The sequence below is a fragment of the Nocardia sp. NPDC052001 genome (assembly GCF_040680615.1).
Taxonomy (GTDB): domain Bacteria; phylum Actinomycetota; class Actinomycetes; order Mycobacteriales; family Mycobacteriaceae; genus Nocardia.
On the sequence record NZ_JBFAXC010000006.1, the window covers coordinates 352,385 to 376,155 of the forward strand.

Consider the following 23,771-nt stretch of genomic DNA (forward strand, 5'->3'; position numbering starts at 1 on the left):
TCACAAGGGATTCGAAGAGTGGTTCAGCACCCGGGCGATATCGGCCAGCGCCGCGGGTTCGGTCATGCGCCAGTGCGTGGCCTGCACCGCATGGGTGTGCAGCACGCCGTCGATGGCGTCGGTCCAGGTGGACACGCCTTCCGTGCAGCTCGGATCATCAAGGGCGGCGGCGAAATACCGCAGCTCACCCTTGAAGCGCTCGGGCCGGTACGCGCCGATCAGCGCGAGCGAGTCGACACCGGTGCGCACCATCCGGGTCAGCCGGTCCGTGCCCAGGGAGGCGAACGGTTCGGGAAGTCCGGCCAGCTTCTCGGCCAGCTCCTCCGGATCCATATCACCGTCGCCCAGTTCGACCTGTCCGGCGAACAGACCGCCGAGCACCTCGGCGACCGGAATACGTACCGGCCCGGTGGCTTCGGTGTCCCCGCCGAGCCAGCTGTCCAGAATGGCCAGCGTCGGCACCTCCTGTCCCAGCGCCTGGAGCTGCACCGCGACCGAATGCGCCAGCACGCCGCCGAGCGACCAGCCGAGCAGGTGGTACGGGCCCTCGGGCTGTACGGCGCGAATCTCCCGCACGTACCGCGCCGCCCATTCGTCGATGGAGGCCGGCAGCGGGACATCCGAGGCCAGGGTGGGCGATTGCAGACCGTAGATCGGGCGGTCCTCGTCCAGGTGTGCGGCCAGACCGGCGAACGACCAGGAGATGCCGCCGACCGGGTGGATGCAGAACAGCGGTTCGCCGGATCCGCCGGTGCGCAGCGGCAGCAGCACCTGGAAGGCGCTCTCGCCCAGACCGCCGGTGGCCCTTTCCAATTCGGCGACCAGGGCCGCCGGGGTGGAAGCCGAGAACAACCAGGTCACCGGAACCCGCTCACCGACAGCGGCACTGAGCCGAGCCGCCAGTTGCACGGCAACCAGCGAGGTTCCGCCGAGCTCGAAGAAGTTGTCATCCAGGCCGATTCGCTCGGACTTCAACACCTCGGCGAAGGCCGCGCAGACCTTGATCTCCAGCTCGGTTTCAGGCGACCGGAATTCGCGGCCGGTGAAGACCGGCTCCGGCAGCGCCCGGCGTTCCAGCTTGCCGTTGGCGTTGAGCGGATATGCCTCGAGCACGATGACCTGGGCCGGAACCATGTAGGCGGGCAGGGCCTCCGCCGCCGTGGACCGCAGTCCGGCGGGGTCGATGACCGCGCCGGGCACCGGCACCGCGTACGCCACGAGCTGGTCGCCCAGCGCCGTGGGCACCACCAGCACCACCACCTGGCTCACCGCCGGATGCGCCAGCAGCGCCATCTCGATCTCGCCGAGCTCGATGCGCTGGCCGCGGAACTTCACCTGGAAATCGGTGCGGCCGATGTACTCCAGCGCTCCGGCGGCGTTCCAGCGCACCAGATCGCCGGTGCGGTACATGCGCGCGCCGACACCGAACGGGTTGGCCACGAACCGATCCGAGGTCAGATCCGGTCGGCGCTCATAACCGCGCGCCAACTGGTCGCCGGCCAGGTAGAGCTCGCCGGGCACCCCGGCGGGCACCGGACGCAGCCGCGCGTCCAGGACGTAGACCTGGGTGTTCCACTGCGGTAGGCCGATCGGAACCGAGCGGGTCTCGCCGCCGGTCGCCTTCCAGTAGGTGGTCGAGATCGCGGCCTCGGTCGGGCCGTACAGGTTGTGCACCTGCACCCCGGCGCCCAGCGCCAGTGTCGAGGTCACCGTCTCCGGCGGCAATGCCTCACCGATGACGAACACATCGCGCAGGGTCGTCAGCGAACCCGCCGGGGTGTGCGCGGCGAAGACCGTGAGCATGGAGGGCACGAAGTCCACCATCGTGACACGCTGAGCCGCGATGACATCCGCGATGTAGGCGGTGTCCAGGTGCCCGCCGGGCGCGGCGATCACCAGTGTCGCCCCGACCCGCATGGTCATGAAGATGCTCCACAGCGAGACGTCGAAGGTGGTCGCGGTCTTGAACAGATACGCGTCCGCCGGCGTCATCGGATATTCGGCGAGCATCCACTCGATCTGGTTGTGGATGGCCCAGTGCCCGGTGGCGACGCCCTTGGGCCTGCCGGTGGAACCCGAGGTGAAGATGATGTAGGCCAGGTTCTCATCGGTGATGGGGCGCAGCAGTTCCTCCGGCCGTACCGATGCGGCCGAGAACCGGTCGAGCTCGAGTTCGTCCAGGTTCAGTACCGGAACGCCCGCGGGCGCGCGCACCGCGTCGGCGGTGTTGGTGAGCAGGCAGACCGGCTGGGCGGTGTCGAAGATATTCGCGATGCGGTCGGCGGGGTGGTCCGGATCCAGCGGTACGTACACCCCACCCGCCGACAGCACGGCATAGAGTCCGACCACAAGATCCAGCGAGCGCCGAATCGCCACCGCCACAACGGATTCCGTTCCGACACCCTGGGCGATGAGCAACCGGGCCAGTCGATTGACCCGCTCGTCGAATTCGCGATAGGTGAGCTCGATGCCCTCGTAGACCACCGCGATCGCGTCCGGATGCGCGGCCACCGTCCGGCGGTAACCGGCGAGCAGCGGCTCGTCGACGATCTCATGTCGGGTTTCGTTACGGCCCAGCAGGATTCGATCCAGCTCGGCGCGATCGAGAATATCGATATCACCGACCGGGCGGGTCGGATCCGCCACGATGGCGGCCAGCAGGCGACCGAGTCGCTCGGTGAACCCGACCGCGGTACTCGCGTCGAACAGATCACCGGCGTATACGAGATTGCCCGCGATACCGGCGGGCGTGCCGTCCTGCTCGTACCCGTCGGACAGGATCCAGTGCAGATCCAGTGCCGCCATCACATTGTCGAAGTCGACCTCGGAGACGGTCAGCCCCGGCAGATCGAGCCGGGTGCGTGCCAGGTTCTGGAACGACAGGCCGACCTGGAAGAGCGGATTGCGCGAGGTCGATCGCACCGGGTTGAGGACCTCGACCAGACGCTCGAAGGGCACGTCGGCGTGCGCGAACGCCTGGATATCGATCTCGCGCTGGCGGGCCAGCAGTTCGGTGAACGCGGCCGCGGCGTCCACCTCGGTGCGGAACACCAGCGTATTGCCGAACATGCCGACCAGATCGTCGAGCGCGGCCTCGCCGCGACCCGCGATCGGGGTGCCGATGGCGATATCGCCGGTGCCGGACAACCGGGCCAGCAGCAGTGCGATGGCGGTGTGCACCACCATGAACAGCGTCGCGCCCTGTGCGCGGGCGAGTTCGACCAGCGCACGGTGGGTTTCGGCGTCGATGAGCACCGGCGTCTTGCCGCCCTCGAGGGACTGCGATGCCGGACGCGGCCGATCGAACGGCAGATCCAGCTGATCGGGCAGCCCCGCCAGCGCCGACTTCCAATAGCCGACCTGGGTGGTGAACAGCGATTCCGGATCGCTTTCGTCGCCGAGCACCTCGCGCTGCCAGATGGCGTAATCGGCGTACTGCACGGGCAGCGCCGTCCAGCCCGGCTGGACACCGCGTGAACGGGCGGCGTAGGCGGTCATGAGATCCCGGGTCAGCGGGCCGACCGAGGAACCGTCGCCGGAGATGTGGTGCACGACCATGGCGAGCACGTAATCGTTTCCGGCGCCGTCGATATCGAGCAGCAGCACCCGGACCGGCACCTGCACGGTGACGTCGAAGGTGATGCGGGCCAATTCGTCGAGTACGGCCTCGAGTTCGGCGCCGGGGACGACGCGCAGTTCGAGCTCCGGGGTCGCCTGCGCGGGGGCCAGGATCACCTGGGCGGGGCGCACGGCGTCCGACTCCCCCGTCATCGGGTAGACGGTGCGCAGAATCTCGTGCCGGGCAATCAGATCCGCGATGGCGGTCCGCAGCGCGGGCACATCCAGCGCACCGGACAGCCGGACCGCGATGGGCACGTTGAAGGCGGCGGATTCGGTGTCGAACTGGTTCAGGAACCACATGCGCTGCTGGGCCGGGGAAAGCGGAATCGCCGCCGGGCGCGACCGGGCCACCAGGGCCCGGCGGTCACCCGCACCCGACTGCCGTGCGACATTCGCGGCCAGTCCGGCGACGGTGGACGCCTCGAAAAGCGCGCGCACCGGAATGCGGCTGTCCAGGGCCGCGCCGATCCGGGCGACGATCTGCGTTGCCAGCAGCGAGTTACCGCCGAGTGCGAAGAAATCGTCATCCGCGCCGACGCGCTCGACGCCCAGCACATCGGTGAACACACCCGCCACGATCTCCTCGATCGGGGTGGACGGCGCACGGAAGGCGGTGGTCTCGAACTCGGGCTCGGGCAACGCCTTTCGATCCAGTTTGCCGTTGACGTTCAACGGCAACGCGTCCAGCACCACGAACGCCGAAGGCACCATGTACGACGGCAGGATCGCCGACAATACCGACTTCACTTGAGCCACATCGACATTCGCGTCGGAGGGAACAAGGTAGGCGACCAGGCGATCACCGGTGCGCTGATCCGACTTGGCCAGCACCGCGACCTGCGCGATCTCCGGCAGCGCCAGCAGCGCGGCCTCGATCTCGCCGAGTTCGATGCGGAAACCGCGGATCTTCACCTGGAAGTCCGTACGACCCCGATAGTCCAACTCGCCGTTGGTATTCCAGGCCACCAGGTCACCGGTGCGGTACATGCGCTCGCCCGCGCTGAACGGGTTGGCCACGAAGCGATCCGCGGTCAGATCCGCGCGACCGAAGTAGCCGCGCGCCAGCTGCGCACCCGCCAGGTACAGCTCACCGGAGACCCCGACCGGCACCGGACGCAGCCGTGCGTCCAACACGTACACCCGGCTGTTCCATTCGGGTGCGCCGATGGACACCGCGGTCTGATCCGCATCGGTGACCCTGTGATTGGTGATCGAGACCGCCGCTTCGGTCGGACCGTACAGGTTGAACAGCTCGGTACGCGGACGCTCGGCCAGCACTCGCTGGGCCAGTGCGCCCGGCAGCGCCTCACCGATCGCCAGGATGCGCCATAACGAATCCGGCAGACCGTCCGCCAGCAGCGCGTCCAGCATGGACGGCACCACGTGCAGGGTGGTCACCCACTCCCGGGCCATGAGCTCGTTCAGATACGCCGGATCCTTATGCCCGTCCGGCTGTGCGATGACCAGGCGGCCACCGCAGGCCACGGCCGACCAGAACTCCCACACCGAGAGATCGAAGGTGGCGGCGGTCTTGAGCAGCACCGCGTCGGCCGGATCCAGGCCGAATTCGGTGACCTTCCAGAGCAACTGGTTCACGACCGCCGCATGCGGCAGCGCCACGCCCTTGGGACGGCCGGTGGAACCGGAGGTGAAGATGACGTACGCGGTATTCGCGGAGGTCAGCTCCCGCACCCGCTCGGCAGCGGTGATCGGCTCGTCCGAGTATCCGGACAGATCCAGCTCATCGATACGCGCTACCGATGCGGATTCATGCTCGAAGCCGTCCCGCGAGGTGGTCAGCACCACCGCCGGAGCGGCGGTTTCGAGGATGTAACCGGTGCGATCAGCAGGCTGATCCGGATCGATCGGAACATACGCCGCACCGGACTTGGCGACGGCGTACATCGCGACCACAAGATCGGTGGAACGCCGGATGGCAAGCGCCACACGGTCTTCCGCACCGATACCGCGCGCGATCAGCTCACGCGCCAGACGGTTCACCCGCGCGTCGAGCTCGGCGTAGGTCAATTCCTCGCGCCCGGTGGCGGTATCGGCGACGACTGCGATCTCCTTCGGATCGCCGGCGACAACTCGGTCCAGCAGGGTGGCCAGGGTCGCCTCGGTATCGACCGGCTGCGCGGTGCCGTTCCAGGACTCCAGGATTCGGACGCGCTCGTCGGGCGCGAGCAGTTCCAGTGCGCCGACCGCGAGCTCCGGGGTGGCGACCACCGTGGCCAGCAGCCGTTCGAAGCGCCGGGCGAATCCGGCGACGGTATCCGCGTCGAACAGCGCGGTCGCGTAGGTGAGCGAGACCGCGAGTCCGGCGGGCGTGCCGTCCGCGTCATAGCGGTCCACGACCACCAGGTGCAGATCGAACTGCGAGATGGCGGTCTCGAAATCGACCGCGCCGACGCGCAATCCGTCGAGTTCGAAGGCGGCGGGCTCGGTGTTGTTGAACGAGAAGCCGACTTGGAACAGCGGATGCCGGGCGGTGGAGCGCTCCGGGTTGAGCACCTCCACCAGGCGCTCGAACGGCACGTCGGCGTGCGAGAAGGCAGCCAGATCGCGGGCGCGGACCTGGTTCAGCAGGTCGCTGAAGCCGAGCGCGGGATCGATCTCGGCGCGCAGCACCAGGGTGTTGACGAACATGCCGACCAGATCGTCGAGCGCGTCCTCACCGCGACCCGCGACCGGTGTGCCGACCGCGATATCGGCGCTCCCGGACAACCGGGACAGCAGCAGCGCGAAGGCCGCGTGCACCACCATGAACAGCGTCGCGCCCTGGGCGCGGCCCAGTTCGGCGAGCCGGGCGTGCAGCCCGGCGTCGATGCCGAAATTGATCCCGTCGCCGACGGTGGAAGCCACCGCCGGGCGCGGTCGATCGCCGGGCAACTCCAACTGATCCGGCAGCCCGGCCAAGGCCTCGGTCCAGAACCGCAGCTGCTGTGCCAGCAGCGATTGGGCATCGTCTTCGGAGCCGAGCCGATCCCGTTGCCAGAGCGCGTAATCCGCGTACTGCACCGGCAATGGCTCCCACGCGGGCGCGGCGCCCGCGTGCCGGGCGGCGTAGGCGGCCATGACATCGCGGGCCAGCGGGGCCATGGAGGCGCCGTCGGCGGCGATATGGTGCAGCACCACGACCAGCACGTGCTCATCCGCGGCATCCGAGGGCAGGTAGAGCCGGGCGCGCAGCGGCACCGCGGCGGTGACATCGAAGCCCTCGGAAACGAATTCACTGACGACGGTGAGCAATTCGCTCGCCGCCACCGGAATCGGGCTGAGCCGCGGCCCGCGCGCCTCGGCGGCGGGCAGGATCACCTGCACCGGACCAGATTCGGTGAGCGGGTACAGCGTGCGCAGCACCTCGTGCCGGGCCACCACATCGGCGAACGCCGCGTCGAGGGCGGCGATGTCCAGCTCACCGGTGAGCCGGATGGCGAGCGGCATATTGTAGGCCGCCGATTCACCGTCGAACCGGTTCAGGAACCACATGCGCCGCTGTGCCAGCGAAAGCGGCACCGGGCCCTGCTCGCGGCGCGACACGAGCTCCGGACCGGTCGCGACGATTTCGCCGGAGGTGCTGATGACGGCGGCCAGTCCGGCCACGGTCGGATGTTCGAAGACGGTGCGCATGGCCACCGCGACACCGAGGCGCGCGGACAACCGGGCCGAAAGTTTCACCGCGCTCAGCGAATTGCCGCCGAGTGCGAAGAAATCGTCATCCAGTCCGACCGGATCGGCGGCGCCGAGCAATTCGGCCATGACGGTCGCGATGGCTCGTTCGGCGACCGTGACCGGGGCCCGGAACTCCGCGGTGCGGAATACCGGTTCCGGCAGCGCCTTTCGATCCAGTTTGGCCGTCGGGGTGAGCGGAATGGCGTCGATCACCATGATGGCGGCGGGCACCATATAGGCGATGAGCGAGCGGCCCGCGAAGGCGCGCAACTCTTCGGTGTCCACGACGCGGCCCGGTGCGGGCACCACGTAGGACACCAGCGAGATATCGCCGGACCGACCGGTGTGGCCGATGGTGACCGCGAAATCGACGCTCTCATGGGTGGTGAGCACGGTGTCGATCTCGCCGAGTTCGATGCGCAGACCACGCACCTTGACCTGATCGTCGGAGCGGCCCAGGTATTCGAGCACCGGGTAGCTGATGCCGCCGACCGAGCGCCGCACCCAGCGCACCAGATCACCGGTGCGGTAGAGCCGCCCGCCGGGCTCGCCGAACGGGTCGGCGATGAAGCGGTCCGCGGTGATATCGGCGCGACCGTGATAGCCGCGCGCCAATCCCGGTCCGCGCAGATACATTTCGCCGACCGCGCCGTCCGGCACCGGGCTCAGCCGGGCATCCAGCACCACCGCGCCGAGACCGTGCGCGAGCCCGCCCAGCACCACACCGTCGCCCGGCCGCAGCGGCGAGCTCATATGCGTGGTGATGGTGACCTCGGTCGGCCCGTACGAGTTGTACAGATCGCGGCCGCCGCCCCAGCGTTCCACCAGTTCCGGGCCGAAGCTCTCGCCGCCGACCGACAGGTGCCGCAGGCCGCGCAGTCGCTCCGGATCGAGCGTTTGCAGCACCGACGGGGTGATGAGCGCGTGGGTCACCCGCTGACGGTGGATGAGTTCGCTCATCTCTTCGCCGCCGAAGACGTCGGCGGGCGAGATGACCAGTGCCGCGCCGACCGGCAAGGCCATCAGCAGTTCCATCAGCGAGGCGTCGAAGCTGGGCGAGGCCCGGTGCAGGACGCGGGCCGACGCGGAGGTCGGCGCGTGCTCCTGATGGATGGCCGCGACGCCCGGCAGACCGGCGTGGCTGACCACCACGCCCTTCGGGCGGCCGGTGGAACCGGAGGTGTACATCATCCAGGCGGCGTTGCCGATGCGCACCGGGCGTACCCGTTCGGTGTCCGCGATGGGGTTCGCATCGAAGGCGAGCAGATCGCGGGACAGCGATTCGCCGTCGAGCACGATCCAGGTCGCCTGCGCCGGAAGCTGTTCCACATGCGCGGTGAGCGTCAGCCCGAGGGTGGCACCGGAATCGGTCAGCATGTAGGCGATGCGCTCGGCCGGATAGGTGGGGTCGACCGGCAGGAAGGCCGCGCCGGTTTTGGCGACCGCCCACAGCGCCACCACGGAGTCGATGGAGCGGGGCACCGCGACGGCAACGAAATCCTCCGCGCCGACGCCGAAGCCGATGAGCAACCGGGCCAGCCGCGAGGAGCGCTCGTCCAGCTGTCCGTAGGTGAGCGTCGCACCGCTCGAAATCAGCGCCGTCGCTTCGGGATTCAGCTCGACCGCGGCACGCATGAGCTCGGCGAGGGTGCGCGGCGGCAGCGCCCGCGGGCCACGCCGGGCCAGCAGTTCGGCACGCTCCACCGGAGCCAGCAGTTCGATCTCGCCGATGGTCACCGCCGGATCGGTGGTGACCGCGCCGAGCACCCGGCCGAAGCGGCGCAGCAGATCCGCCGCGGTCGCCTCGTCGTACAGATCGGTGGCGTAGGTGACCTCGACGATCAGATGGCCGTCATCGTCGAGTTCATCGCCGATGGAGAAGGTGAGGTCGAATTTGGCGATGGTGTCGTCGAATTCGACGTTCTCCAGCACCAGTCCGGGCACGCCGTGCGTATCGCCGTCCAGGTTCAGATAGTTCAGCGTCACCGTGAACAGCGGATGCCGGGACCGATTGGTTTCGACACCGAGCTCGTTCACCACGCGCTCGAACGGCACCGTGGCGTTGGCGAAGGCGGCCAGGTCCACGGTCCGGCTCTCGGCCAGCAGGTCGGCGAAGGAGCGGTCCAGGGCCGGGCGGGTGCGCAGCGCCAGGGTGTTGACGAACATGCCGACCAGGTCGTCCAGGGCGGCCTCGCCGCGGCCGGCGACCGGGGTGCCGATCGCGACGTCCTCGGTGCCCGAGAGCCGGGCCAGCAGTACGGCCAGCGCGGCGTGATACACCATGAACGGAGTCGCGTTGTGCCGCTTGGCAACCGCGCGCACTCGTTCGCCGACATCGCCGCCGATGCGACCGCGCACCACCGCGCCCGCATAGGAGGAGACCGCCGGACGCGGCCGGTCGGTGCGCAGCGGGAGCTCGTCCGGCAGCCCGGCGAGCTGTTCGCGCCAGTACGCGAGTTCCGGTGCGGCAACCGTTTCCAGCACATCGTGCTGCCACAGGGCGTAATCGGCGTACTGCACGGCCAGCGGTTCCCACTGCGGTGCGGACCCGGAGGTGCGCGCCAGATACGCCAGAATCACATCGCGCAGCAGCGGATCCATGGACGCGCCGTCACCGGCGATGTGGTGCAGCACCGCGACCAGCACGGTGCTGTGCTCGGATTCGCGCAGCAGCACCGCGCGCATCGGCAGTTCGGCGGTGATATCGAAACCGGTGGAACCGAATTCGTAGATGCGCGGCAGCACCGAACCCCTGACGAGTTCGACCGGCAACTCGATGGCGGTGCCCGCGGGCAGGATCACCTGGTGGCCCTCGCCCTCGGCGTCCATCGGGTAGATGGTGCGTAGCACCTCGTGCCGGGTCATCACATCGGTGAGGGCGGCGCGCAATGCGGGAACGTCGAGATCGCCCATCAGCCGGATGGCGGCCGGGATGTTGTACGCGGCCGATTCCGGATCGAGGCGGTTCAGCAGCCAGATACGAGTCTGCGCCAGTGACAACGGGATTCGATCCGGCCGCGGCGCCGCGGTCAGCGGCGGCAGGGTGCGGCCACCGCCCGCGACCCGGGTGGCCAGTTCGGCAACGGTCGGGGCCTCGAAGATCTCGCGCACGCCGATCTCGCAGCCGAAGGCCGCGTTGACGCGCGCCACCAGACGCATGGCCAGCAGCGAGTTACCGCCCCGGTCGAAGAAGTCGTCCTCGGCGCCGATCGGATCGCCGCCGAGCAGATCGTGCAGCAGTCCGGCCAGCATCGACTCCGAGCCTTCCCGCGGTGCGCGGAAAACGGTTGCCGCGGCGGTGAATTCGACCGGCGGCAGGGCCTTGCGGTCCAGTTTGCCGACGCTGGTGCGCGGCATATCGTCGAGCACCACCAGGTGCGCGGGCACCATATACGCGGGCAACTGCTCGCGGATATGCGCCAGTACCGCTTCGGCGGAAAGACCGGGGCCGGAGACGTATCCGACCAGGGCATCGGTGCCGGCGGAGTCCTTGGCGAGCAGCACAGCGGCATTGGCGACATCGGCGGCCGTCAGCAGGGCCGCCTCGATCTCGCCGAGCTCGATGCGCTGACCGCGCAACTTCACCTGGAAGTCGTTGCGGCCCAGGTACACCAGATCACCGGAGCGGTTCCAGCGCACCAGATCGCCGGTGCGATACATGCGCGCACCGGGCACGCCGAACGGATCGGCGATGAAGCGTTCCGCGCTGAGCGCACCGCGGCCCTGGTAGCCGCGGGCCAGCTGATCACCGGCGAGGTACAGCTCGCCGATGACGCCGGTCGGCACCGGGCGCAGCCGGGCGTCGAGCACGTACGCGCGGGTGTTCCAGTTGGGGCGGCCGATGGCGACCTCGTGATCCGGATCGGCGTCGGTGAATTCGTGGTAGATGGTCGAGACGGCGGCCTCGGTGGGTCCGTAGGCGTTGTGCACCGCACCGCCGACGTGCTCGCGCAGCGCGGCGAGCAGTTCGGCGGGCAGCGCCTCACCACCGGTGTGCAGATGCCGGAACGAACCCAGTGCGGACCCCTGGCCCTCGGCGACCAGGGCCGCCAGCACGGACGGCACATGCTCGGCGATGGTGATGCCGTGCTCGCGCATCTTCCCGGCCAGGTAGTCCAGGTCCAGGTGCCCGCCGGGCTTCAGCAGCACCAGCGGCGCGCCCACCAGCGCGGGCAGGAAGCACTCCCACACCGAGACGTCGAAGGACAGCGGCGCGCGCTGCATGATGCGGTCGGCGGCGGTGACGCCGTAGCGGTGTTCGAGCCAGTACAGCTGGTTGACGATGGCGTGGTGGCTGGTGGCCACACCCTTGGGCAGACCGGTCGAGCCGGAGGTGAACAGCACGTACGCCAGGTTGTCCGGGCGCAGCGGCACGATCCGCTCGGCATCGGTGACGGGTGTGTCCGCGTAGCCGCTCAGATCCAGATCCGCGACGGTTACGGTGCGCACGCCGTCCAGCACGGGCGGGAGCAGCTCGTCGACAGCCAGCACCAGGGTGGTTTCGGCGGTGCCGAGAATGTGCGCGAGGCGATCCGCCGGATGCGCCGGGTCCACCGGCAGATAGGCCGCACCCGCCGCGACCACGGCGTACAGCGCGATGACCATATCGAATCCACGCTGCGCGGTCACGCCGACGATATCGTCCGGGCCGACCCCCTGGCCGATCAGCCAGCGCGCCAGTCGATTCGCGCGGGCGGCCAGTTCGCCGTAGCTCAGGGTTTCGTCCTCGAGCACCACGGCCGTCACCGCCGGATCGACGGCGGCGCGCCGGTCCAGCAGATCGGCGAGGGTTTCGCGCGGGATCATCCGCGCGGTGGCGTTGCGGTCCGATAGCACCACGCCGCGCTCGGCCACCGACATGAGTTCCACATCGGCGGCGGTGGTGCGTGGATCGGTGAGCAGGGCGCGCAGCACCCGCTCGTAGCGGACCAGGAATTCGCCGATGGTGTTCTCGTCGAACAGATCTCGGGCATAGTGCACGTGCACGTCGAGTCCGGCGGGCACACCGTCGGCGAAATGCTCGTGCAGGGTCCAGTCCATATCGAACTGGATGGGCGGCACCCCGGCGTCGAGGCCGGTGATGGACAGCCGCTGCAACCGGAACTCCGGCTTGGCGTGGTTCTGCAGCGTGAACGCGACCTGATAGATCGGCGAATGTGCTTGTGAGCGTGCCGGATTCAGCGCGTCGACGAGTGCTTCGAACGGCAGAGCGGCGTGATCGAAGGCCGCCAGATCGGTATCGCGCACCTGCGCCAGCACCTCACCCAGGGCAGCGCCGGGGCGAATCTCGCTGCGCAGCACCAGGGTGTTGACGAACATGCCGACCAGCTCGTCCAGCTCCTGCTGGCCGCGACCCGCGACGGGGGTGCCGATGACGATATCGGCGCTTCCGGACAGCCGGGCCAGCAGCACGGCCAATGCGGTGTGCAGCACCATGAACGGGGTCACCCGGTGCTCCGCCGCGAATTCCACGATATCGGAATGCAATTCGGCGTCCAGGGTGCCGAGCAGCGCCGCGCCGCGGGTGCTCGCCACGGCCGGGCGGGGACGGTCGGTGGGCAGTGTGAGCAGCTCGGGCGCGCCCGCCAGGCGACGCTTCCAGTAGCGCAGTTGCCGGGCCAGCACCGAGTGTTCATCGGTGACCGCTCCGAGCGCGGCCCGCTGCCAGAGCGCGTAGTCCGCGTACTGCACTTGCGGCACACCGAGATTCGGGACGGTATTGGCACAGCGGGCCACGTACGCCTTGGCCAGATCCCGGGCCAGGGGTGCGAAGGACCAGCCGTCGGCGGCGATGTGGTGCACCACGAACAGCAGGATGTGCGTCTGCGGGTGTTCATCGGCGAGTTCGAGCAGCCGCACCCGAATCGGCACCTCCACGGTGACGTCGAAAACGGTGGCGGACACCGATTCCACCAGTGCGGGGAGTTCGGCCGCGGCGATGGTCTCCGGCTCCAGCTCCACCAGATGCGTTCCGGCGGGCAGGATCAGCTGTGCGGCCTCGCCGTCGCGCTCGGGGTACAGGGTGCGCAGCGTCTCGTGCCGGTTGATCACATCGGCGATGGCGGCCTGTAGCGCGGGCACGTTCAGCGCACCGGTCAAACGCAGGGCGAAGGGGATGTTGTAGCCGCCGCCCTGTGCGTCGAAGCGGTTCAGGAACCACATCCGCTGCTGTGCGATCGACAGCGGGATGCGGCCTTCGCGCGGCTGCGAAACCAGCGGGGGCAGTGGCAGATTCGCATCCGCTTCGTTCGCGAGCGCGGTCACCCGGGCGGCGAGTTCGCGCACCGTGGCGGCATCGAAGACGGTGCGCACCGGCACCGGCGTGGTCATGGCCTTGGACAGGCGCGCCGCCAACTGGGTGGCGATCAGCGAATTGCCGCCGAGGGCGAAGAAGTCATCGCCCGCGCCGACTCGTTCCGCGCCGAGCAGATCGGCGAAGATCGCCGCGACCAGCGCCTCGACTTCACCGTCCGGGGCCTCGAACGTGGCCGCGGTGATCTCGGGAGCGGGTAGCGCGTTGCGGTCCAGCTTGCCGTTGGCATTGAGCGGGAAGGATTCCAGCACCACCAGGGCCGACGGCACCATGTACGACGGCAGCGCCGCGGACAGGTGAGTGCGCAGGGCTGCCACATCGACCGACCCGGCCGCGGACGGAACCACATAGCCGACGAGCAGATCGCCGGTGCGCACGTCCGAACGCAGCACCACCACCGCCTGGGCGACGGAGTCGTGCGCGGTGAGCGCCGCCTCGATCTCACCCAGTTCGATGCGCAGGCCGCGCAGTTTGACCTGGAAGTCGGTGCGGCCCAAGTATTCCAGCTCACCGTCGGCGGTCCAGACCACCAGGTCACCGGTGCGGTACATGCGCTCGCCGGGGGTGAACGGATTGGCGACGAAGCGGTCCGCGGACAGCTCCGGACGGCCCAGGTAGCCGCGGGCCAACTGGTCGCCCGCGAGATAGAGCTCACCCGCGATACCGGCGCCCACCGGGTGCAGGCGCGAATCCAGTACGTACACCCGGGTGTTCCACACCGGGCCGCCGATGGGCACGGTGACGGTGTCGGCGTCGGTCACCTCGTGATAGGTGACGTCGACGGCGGCTTCGGTGGGACCGTACAGATTGTGCAGCGCCGCTCCGGTCAGCGCGCGCAGTCGCTGTGCGGTCGGGGCGGGCAGGGCTTCACCGGAGGCGAAAACCATACGCAGCGAAACGCATTCGGCCACACCCGGCTCGGCGACGAACACCGAGAGCATGGACGGTACGAAATGCGCCGTGGTGACGCCCTCCTCGGCGATGATCCGGGCCAGGTAGGCGGGATCGCGATGACCTTCCGGCTTGGCCAGCGCCAGGCGGGCGCCGGTCAGCAACGGCCAGAAGAACTCCCAGACCGAGACGTCGAAGGTGGCCGGGGTCTTCTGCAGCACGACGTCATCGGCGGCCAGCCGGTATTCGGACTGCATCCAGACCAGGCGGTTCACGATCGCCGAGTGCGGCACCGCGACACCCTTGGGGCGCCCGGTCGAACCCGAGGTGAAGATGACGTAGGCGATGTTGTCCGCGCGCAGCGGGCGGCGGCGTTCGGCGTCGGCGATCGGATCGGCCGCGTAGCCGGACAGGTCCAGCAGGTCGATGCGCACCTGCGCGGTATCGATGGACAGATCCGCACCCGAGGTCAGTACGGCGACGGGGTCGGCGGTGGCGAGAATGTATTCGATGCGCTCGGCGGGCTGATCCGGATCCAGCGGCACGTACGCGCCACCGGCGGTAAGCACGGCGTACATGCCGACGACCAGATCCAGGGAACGGCGCATGCCCAGGGCGACAAGGGAATCGGGTCCGACACCGTGCGCGATGAGGTGCCGGGCCAGCTGGTTCACCCGTTCGGCGAATTCGCCGTAGGACAGACCCGTCCCGTCGAAGCTCACCGCCGTGCGCTGTTCCGAACGCGCGGCCTGCGCCTCGAACAGCGAAACCAGGGTGGGGGCGACGCCCTCCAGCCACAGGTCGGCATCGGTGTCGTTCCAGCCGTGTAGCACCCGCGACCGCTCCGCGGCGTCCAGCAGTTCCACATCGCCGATGCGGGCGGCCGGATCGGCCGCGACCGCCGCCAGCATGAGCAGCAGACGGCGTCCGAACGAGTCCGCGTACTCGGCGTCGAAAAGGTCGGTGGCGTAGACGAGTTCGGCGCGCATCGGCTCCGAATCGGTGCCACCGCCGAGTGCGAGCTGGAGATCGAACTTCGCACCCTGCTGATCCAGGCGGTATTCGGTGACGGCCAGGCCCGGCAGTTCGAGGGCGGTGCCGCCCTGGTTCTGGAAGGACAGCATGACCTGGAACAGCGGATGCCGGGCCTGGGAGCGAGCCGGGTCGAGCGCCTCGACCAGACGCTCGAACGGCACATCGGTATTCGCGAAGGCTTGCAGATCGCGATCGCGCACCGACTGCAGCAGTTCGGTGAAGGTGGCGCCGGTGTCGACCCGGGCCCGCAGGACCAGGGTGTTGACGAACATGCCGACCAGTGCGTCCAGTGCCTGCTCACCGCGTCCGGCGACCGGAATGCCGACGGCGATATCGTCGCTGCCGCTGAGCCGGGCCAGTAGCGCCGCGAAGGCGCTGTGCACCACCATGAACAGCGTGCTGCCGTGCGATCGCGCGACGCGATGCAGTGCGGTCACCACATCGGCGGGCACCTCGAACCGGTGCGTACCGGCCTGTCCCGAAGCCACCGGCGGGCGCGGGCGGGTGGAGAGCCGCAGCTCGTCCGGCAGGGCGGCGAGCGCATCGCTCCAGTAGTCGAGCTGACGCGCGAGGACGGACTCCGGATCGGATTCCGAGCCCAGTGCCGCACGCTGCCACAGTGCGAAGTCCGCGTACTGCACGGGCAGCGGATTCCATTGCGGCGCTTGCCCTTCGCAGCGCGCCGCATAGGCGGCCATGACATCGCGGGCCAGCGGGCCGAGCGACCAGCCGTCGCCCGAGATGTGATGCAGGACCACCACGAGCACATGTTCGGCACCCGAGGACAGGGTGAAAAGCGCCGCGCGCACCGGGATCTCGGATGTTACATCGAACGGCGTGCCGACGAGTCCGGCAATGCGACGGGCCAGTTCGTCCTCGGTCACCGGGATCGGGGTGAGATCGCCGATCGACTGCCCGGGCGGCAGCACGACCTGAACGCCATTACCGCTCTCGGTGGCCGGGTAGACGGTCCGCAGCACCTCGTGCCGGTCGATCACATCACCGACGGCCAGCCGCAGCGCCTCGGTGTCCAGCGCGCCGAAACCCGCAGTGTCCGAACGCAACCGCACGGCCAGCGGAATATTGTCCACCGCCGATTCTGGATCGAATCGGTTCAGGAACCACATGCGCTGCTGCGCCAGCGATAGCGGCAGCTCGGCCGGACGCTCCCCCGCCACCAGCGGAGGGCGGTTGCTGCCCGCGCCCGCACGGGATTCCAGCAGCGCCGCCAGCGCGACGACGGTGGACGCCTCGAACAGATCGCGCACCGACAGCTCGGCGGTGACGGCGGCCGACAATCGGGCGGTCACCTGGGTGGCGAGCAGCGAATTGCCGCCGAGCCCGAAGAAGTCGTCATCGAGACCGACCGAACCCAGCGCGGGCTCGACGCCGAGCACCTCGGCGAAGGTGCCCGCCACGATCTCCTGAATTGGAGTCGCGGGCGCGCGGAACGCCTTGGCCTCGAACACCGGCGCGGGCAGCTGCCTGCGGTCCAGTTTGCCGGAGGCGTTGAGCGGCATGGCATCCAGCACCACGTACGCGGCCGGAACCATGTACCCGGGCAGCACATCCGCCAGCGCGGCACGCACCTGTTCCACCCGTACGCGATCGGTGGCGGCCGCCGAAACAGATACGCCGTCAACAACGCCCGCACCGGTGGAGCTCACCTCGGTCGAGGCCGGTGCGGCGGAATCCACGGGGACCAGGTAGGCGACGAGCTGGTCACCGAGGCGGTCGTCGGAGCGGACCACGACCACCGCTTGGGCGACGGAATCCTGTGCGGTCAAAGCGGATTCGATCTCACCCAGCTCGATGCGCAGACCGCGCAGCTTCACCTGGAAATCGGTGCGGCCGAGGTATTCGATCTCACCCTCGACGTTCCACTTCACCAGGTCACCGGTGCGGTACATGCGCTCGGACGTGCCGAAGGGGTTGGCCACGAAACGATCCGCGGACAGGTCCGGGCGGCCCAGGTAGCCGCGGGCGAGCTGATCGCCCGCGAGGTACAGCTCACCAGCGACACCGGGGGCCACCGGGTGCAGCCGTGCATCCAGCACGTACAGCCGGGTGTTCCACACCGGGCGGCCGATCGGCACGGACAGGGTGTCGGTGTCGGCGATCTCGTGGAAGGTGACGTCGACGGCGGCCTCGGTGGGGCCGTACAGGTTGTGCAGGCGGGCACCGGTCAACTCGCGCAGGCGCTGCGCGGTCGAGGCGGGCAGGGCCTCACCGGAGGCGAATACCTGACGCAGCGCGGTACGTTCGGCCGTCGTCGGCTCGGCGACGAAAAGCGCGAGCATGGACGGCACGAAATGCGCCGTGGTGATGCCCTCTTCGGCGATGACCCGGGCGAGGTAAGCCGGATCGCGGTGGCCATCGGGCTTGGCGACGACCAGACGAGCACCGGTCTGCAAGGGCCAGAAGAACTCCCACACCGACACATCGAACGTCGCCGGAGTCTTCTGCAACACAGCGTCATTCGCGTCGATCGGATACTCGTGCTGCATCCACAGCAGACGGTTCACAATGGCGCGATGCTCCACCGCGACACCCTTGGGGCGACCGGTCGAACCCGAGGTGAAGATGACGTACGCGGGGTGCGACGGCAGCAGCGCGGTGCGGCGTTCCGCATCGACGATCGGCGTGCTCGGGTATCCGGTGAGGTCGAGGGCATCGACCGCCAGGACCGGGGTGAAGCGGCTGGCCTGGAAGTCATCGCGACCGGTGGTCAGGATGACGACCGGTCGGGCCGTGTCCAGCACGTATTCGATGCGGTCGGCGGGCTGATCCGGATCGAGCGGGACGTAGGCCGCGCCGGACTCCAGCACCGCGTACATCGCGATGACGAGGTCCAATGAGCGCCGAATGGCAAGGGCGACGGTGGTTTCCGGGCCGACGCCCTGGGCGATGAGGTGGCGGGCCAGACGGTGTACCCGGGTGGCGAGTTCGGCATAGGACAGAGTTGTCCCGTCGAAGCTGAGCGCGGGTGCGTCGGCACTGGTCAGGGCCTGCGCCTCGAACAGCGACACCAGGGTCGCCGCGGCGTTCTCGGGCAGCGCGGACCGGAGTTCGACGGTGCTGGAGTTCCATTCGGAGAGCACCAGATCGCGCTCGGCGGTGCGCAGCAGTTCGATATCGCCGATCGGCTCGCCGGTCTCGGCGATCGCGGCGTGTAGTACGCGCAGCAGGCGGTCCGCCATGGCCGCGATCGTGTCGGCGTCGAAAAGATCCGTGGCATAGGTGAATTCGGCGGCGAGGCCGTCGACACCGGGCACCTCGGAGAAGTTGAGCTGCAGGTCGACCTTGGCCGAGGCCACCTCCACCGGCAGCCCGGTGACGTCCAGACCGGGCACCTCGAAGGTGGTGCTGCCGGTGTTCTGGAACGACAGCATCACCTGGAACAGCGGGTGCCGGGCCTGCGATCGGGCCGGATCGAGCAGTTCCACGAGCCGCTCGAAGGGCAGTTCGGCGTGCTCGAACGCGGTCAGGTCGACGTCCTTGATCCGGGCCAGCAGCTCGGGGAAGGTGGCGCCGGAATCGACGGCGGTGCGCAGCACCAGGGTGTTGACGAACATGCCGACCGCGTCGTCCAGCACCGCCTCACCGCGCCCCGCGACCGGGGTGCCGATGGCGAGATCGTCCTGTCCGGACAGCCGCGCGAGCAGGGTGGCGAAGGCGGCGTGCACCACCATGAACAGACTGGCCCCGTGCCTGCGGGCCAGGCCGTTCAGCGCGTCCAGCAGCTCGGCGTCGATCGAGAAGCCGTGCACATCACCGCGATACGAGGCAACGGCCGGGCGAGGGCGATCGGCGGGCAGTTCCAGCTGATCCGGCAGGCCGGCCAGGGCGCCGGACCAGTACGCGGCCTGCTGGGCGATGATCGAATCCGGATCGTCCTCGGAGCCGAGCACCGAGCGCTGCCAGAGCGCGTAGTCGGCGTACTGCACCGGCAGCGGATTCCACTGCGGCGCACGGCCTTCGGTGCGCGCGGTGTAGGCGGCCATGATATCGCGGGCGAGCGGATGCACGGACCAGCCGTCGCCGGCGATGTGGTGCACCACCAGCGCCATGACGTACGTGGGCGTTTCGGCGTCGGTCACCCGGAACAGCCGGGCGCGCACCGGAACCTCCACCGTCACGTCGAATCCGGCGAGCACCAGCTCACGGACGCGGGCGGGCAGTTCGGCCGCGGTGACCGGTTCCGGTCCGAGGTCCGGCAGCCCCCGTCCGGAGGGCAGGATCACCTGCACGCCGTGCCCGGTCGCGGTCTCGGGATAGATCGTGCGCAGCACCTCGTGCCGATCCACCACATCGGCGACCGCGGTCAGCAGCGCATCGACATCGAGAGCGCCGGTGAGCCGCACCGCGAGCGGAATATTGTCGACGACCGATTCGGTGTCGAAGCGGTTCAGGAACCACATGCGGCGCTGCGCCAGCGACAGCGGGATCTCATCCGGGCGCGGACCCGCGACCAGCGCGGGCCGTGCGCCCGCACCGGCGTGATCGCCGACATCGGCGGCCAGCGCGGTGACCGTGCTGTGCTCGAACAGCGCGCGCAAGGGCACCCGGGTGTCCAGGGCCGCGCCGAGTCGCGCCACCAGACGGGTGGCGATGAGCGAATTGCCGCCCAGTTCGAAGAAGTCGTCCCCGGCCCCGACCGGGGCTTCCAGCCCGAGCACCTCGCCGAAGATGCGGGCGACGATGCGCTCGGCCCGGGTCGCGGGAGCCTGGAAGGCGCGGGAGGCGAGCACGGGCGCGGGCAGCGCGAGGCGGTCGAGCTTGCCGGAAGCATTGAGCGGCAGCGCGTCCAGCACCACGAAGGCGGCGGGCACCATATAGGCGGGCAAGCGCTGATCGAGGGCGATCTTCAGCAGATCGATCTCGACGCGGGCATCGGCCTCGGGTACCAGATAGGCGACCAGGCGGTCACCGGTGTTGTGGTCGGAACGCACCACGACCACCGCCTGTGCGATGGAATCCTGTGCGGTCAAGGCGGATTCGATCTCGCCGAGTTCGATGCGCAGACCGCGCAGCTTCACCTGGAAATCGGTGCGGCCCAGGTATTCCAGCTCACCTTCGGCGTTCCACTTCACCAGGTCACCGGTGCGATACATGCGCTCGGACGCGCCGAACGGGTTGGCCACGAAGCGATCCGAGGTCAGATCGGGGCGGGCGGCGTACGCGGTGGCGAGCTGCGCCCCGGCGAGGTACAGCTCGCCGGGAACGCCGACGGGAACGGGGTGCAGGCGCGCGTCCAGGACGAACAGCCGGGTGTTGAACACCGGCGCGCCGATCGGCACCGACACCGCATCGGCATCGGTGACCTCGTGATGGGTGACGTCGACGGCGGCCTCGGTGGGGCCGTACAGATTGTGCAGCGCCGCACCGGTCAGCGCGCGCAGCTGCTGCGCCGTCGGCGCGGGCAGCGCCTCACCGGAGGCGAAAACCATACGCAGCGAATCGCATTCGGCGGCAGTGGGCTCGGCGACGAACACCGCCAGCATGGACGGCACGAAATGCGCGACGGTGACACCGCGGGCGGCGATGAGTTCGGCCAGATACGCCGGATCGCGATGCCCGTCCGGCCTGGCCACGATTAGTCGGGCCCCGATCTGCATGGGCCAGAAGAACTCCCACACCGAGACATCGAATGTCGCGGGGGTCTTCTGCAGCACCACATCGGCGGCGGTCAGGCCATACCGGGCCTGCATCCACACCAGACGGTTGACGATGGCGGCGTGCGAGACCGCGACGCCCTTGGGGCGACCGGTGGAACCGGAGGTGAAGATGATGTACGCGGTATTCGACGGCCGCGGCGGGGTGACCCGTTCGGCATCGGTCAGCGGGGCATCGGAATAGCCGGACAGGTCGAGGGTGTCGATGCGAACCTGCTGTGCCGCAACCTGTTTCAGGTCGTAGCCGGAGGTCAGCACGCACACCGGGCGCGCGGTCTCGACGATGTAGCGGGTGCGGTCGGCCGGGTGATCGGGATCGAGTGGGACGTAGGCGCCGCCGGCGGTGATGATGGCGTACATGCCGATCACCAGGTCCAGGGAGCGGCGCATGCCGAGGGCCACCGATGATTCCGCGCCGACGCCCTGGGCCACCAGGTAACGGGCCAGTTGATTGACGCGGGCGGCGAATTCGGCGTAGGACAGGACTGTCCCCTCGAATTCGAGTGCGGGGGCGTCGGGGCTGGTCAGGGCGCGGGCCTGGAAGAGGGAGACCAGGGTCGCGGTGGTGTCGACGGGGGTGGCGGTGTCGTTCCAACCGTGTAGAACCAACTCCCGCTCGGTGGCGTCGAGGAGGTCGATATCGCCGACGCGGACGGTCGGGTCGGCGGCCACCGCCGCCAGGACGCGGGTGAGGCGGGTGGCCAGGGCGGTCGCGGTGGCCGGGTCGAACAGTTCGGTGGCGTAGCGGAGGCTGCCGGTGAGGGCGTCGCCGGGGACGGTGGAACGCTCGTTGATGACCAATTGGAGATCGAACTTGGCTACCGAGTCGGGGAGTTCCACGGGCGTGACGGTCAGGCCGGGGAGCGTCAGATCCGTTGTCGTGCCGCGGTCTTCGCCGAAGCTGAGCATGACCTGGAAGAGCGGATGCGCGCCGGTGGAGCGGTCCACCACCAGATCGTCGACCAGGCGCTCGAAGGGCAGGTCGGCATTGGCGAAGGCGGCCAGATCGGTATCGCGGGCGCGGGTGAGCAGTTCGGCGAAGGGGGCGGCGAGGTCGACCTCGGTGCGCAGCACCAGGGTGTTGACGAACATGCCGATGAGCGCGTCCAATTCGCGCTCGCCACGGCCGCCGACGGGGGTGCCGATGGCGATATCGGTGCTGCCGGCCAGGCGCGCCAGGGTGGCCGCGAAGGCGGCGTGCAGCACCATGAACAGGGTGGCCTGCCGGGTGGCGGCGAGATCGCGCAGGGCGGCGAGGATATCCGGGCCGAGTTCGAAATCGATTGCGCCACCGGTGTTCCGGGGCTGGGCGGGACGCGGGCGGTCGGTGGGCAGGGCCAGCTGGGCGGGGAGGCCGGCGAGGGTGTCGCGCCAGAATTCCAGCTGCTGGTGGGCCAGATCGCCGGGGGTGATGTCCGAGCCGAGCAGCGCGCGCTGCCACAGGCTGTAATCGGCGTACTGGATGGCCAGCGGCTCCCAGCCGGGGGCCTGTCCGGCCAGGCGGGCGGTGTACGCGCGCACCACATCGCCGAGCAGGGGCGTCATGGACAGGGCATCGCCCGCGATGTGGTGCAGGACGATGACCAGCACGTACTCATCGGAGTCGAAGGGCGCGTCCGCACCGCGATCCACCACGAGCAGGGCGATACGCGAGGGGAGTTCGCGGACCACGTCGAACGGGGCCTCGGCGATGGCGGTGACGGCGGCGACGATCTCCGATTCGCGGACCGGAACCGGGTTCAGGGTGAGACCGACATCGGCGGGATCGAGGGTCTTCTGGTATGGGCCGAATTCGGTGTCCGGGAAGTAGGTGCGCAGTGCGTCGTGCCGGGCCAGCAGGTCCAGCATGGCCTGCTCCAGCGCGGTCACATCGAGCCGGCCGGACAGGCGCAGCACGATCGGCAGGTTGTAGCTGCTGGGGAGTTCCTGTTCGCTCTCCAGGCGATTGAGGAACCACAGCCGCTGCTGGGCGGAGGACAGCGGGACGCGGTCGACACGCGGCTGCGGGACCAGCGCTGGACGCCTTGCGGCACCGGCCAATTCGCCGACGGCCGCGGCGAAACCGGCCACGGTGCCCGCGTCGAACAGGGTGCGCACCGGAATGCGCACGCCCAGTTCGGCTCCGGCGCGGGCGGTGACCTGGGTGGCGTAGAGCGAGCTGCCGCCGAGGGCGAAGAAATCGTCGTCCAGGCCGATCCGCTCCAGGCCCAGCACCTCACCGAAGACGCGGGCGACCAGGCGCTGCGCGGCATCGACGGGGGCGCGGAAACGCTTGGCGGTCAAGGTCGGAACGGGCAGTGCGCCGCGATCCAGCTTGCCGCTGGTGCCGAGCGGGAACTCGGTGAGCTCCACGATGACGGTGGGCACCATGTAGGCGGGCACCAGTGCGGTGAGGCGGGTGCGCAGCGCCTCGATGTCGAGTTCGGTTCCGGCCGTGCGGATCACGTATCCGGCGAGGTAGTCGCCGGTATCGCCAGCGATCACCCGGACCGCGGCCTGCGCCACCTCGGGGGCGGTCAGCAGCGCGGTCTCGATCTCGGCGAGTTCGATGCGCTGGCCGC

The 23,771-nt window shown here is 69.2% G+C and carries 1 protein-coding gene (cut by a window edge); it reads right to left on the minus strand.

Annotation, left to right across the window (positions count from 1 at the left end):
• Window positions 1-23,771, minus strand: the 3' portion of a protein-coding gene (locus AB0L82_RS28065) for a non-ribosomal peptide synthase/polyketide synthase (protein WP_364642623.1). Its footprint extends 4,870 nt past the window's final position; 23,771 of the gene's 28,641 nt are visible here — the last part of the coding sequence; its start codon lies beyond the right edge, outside the window; its stop codon occupies window positions 1-3.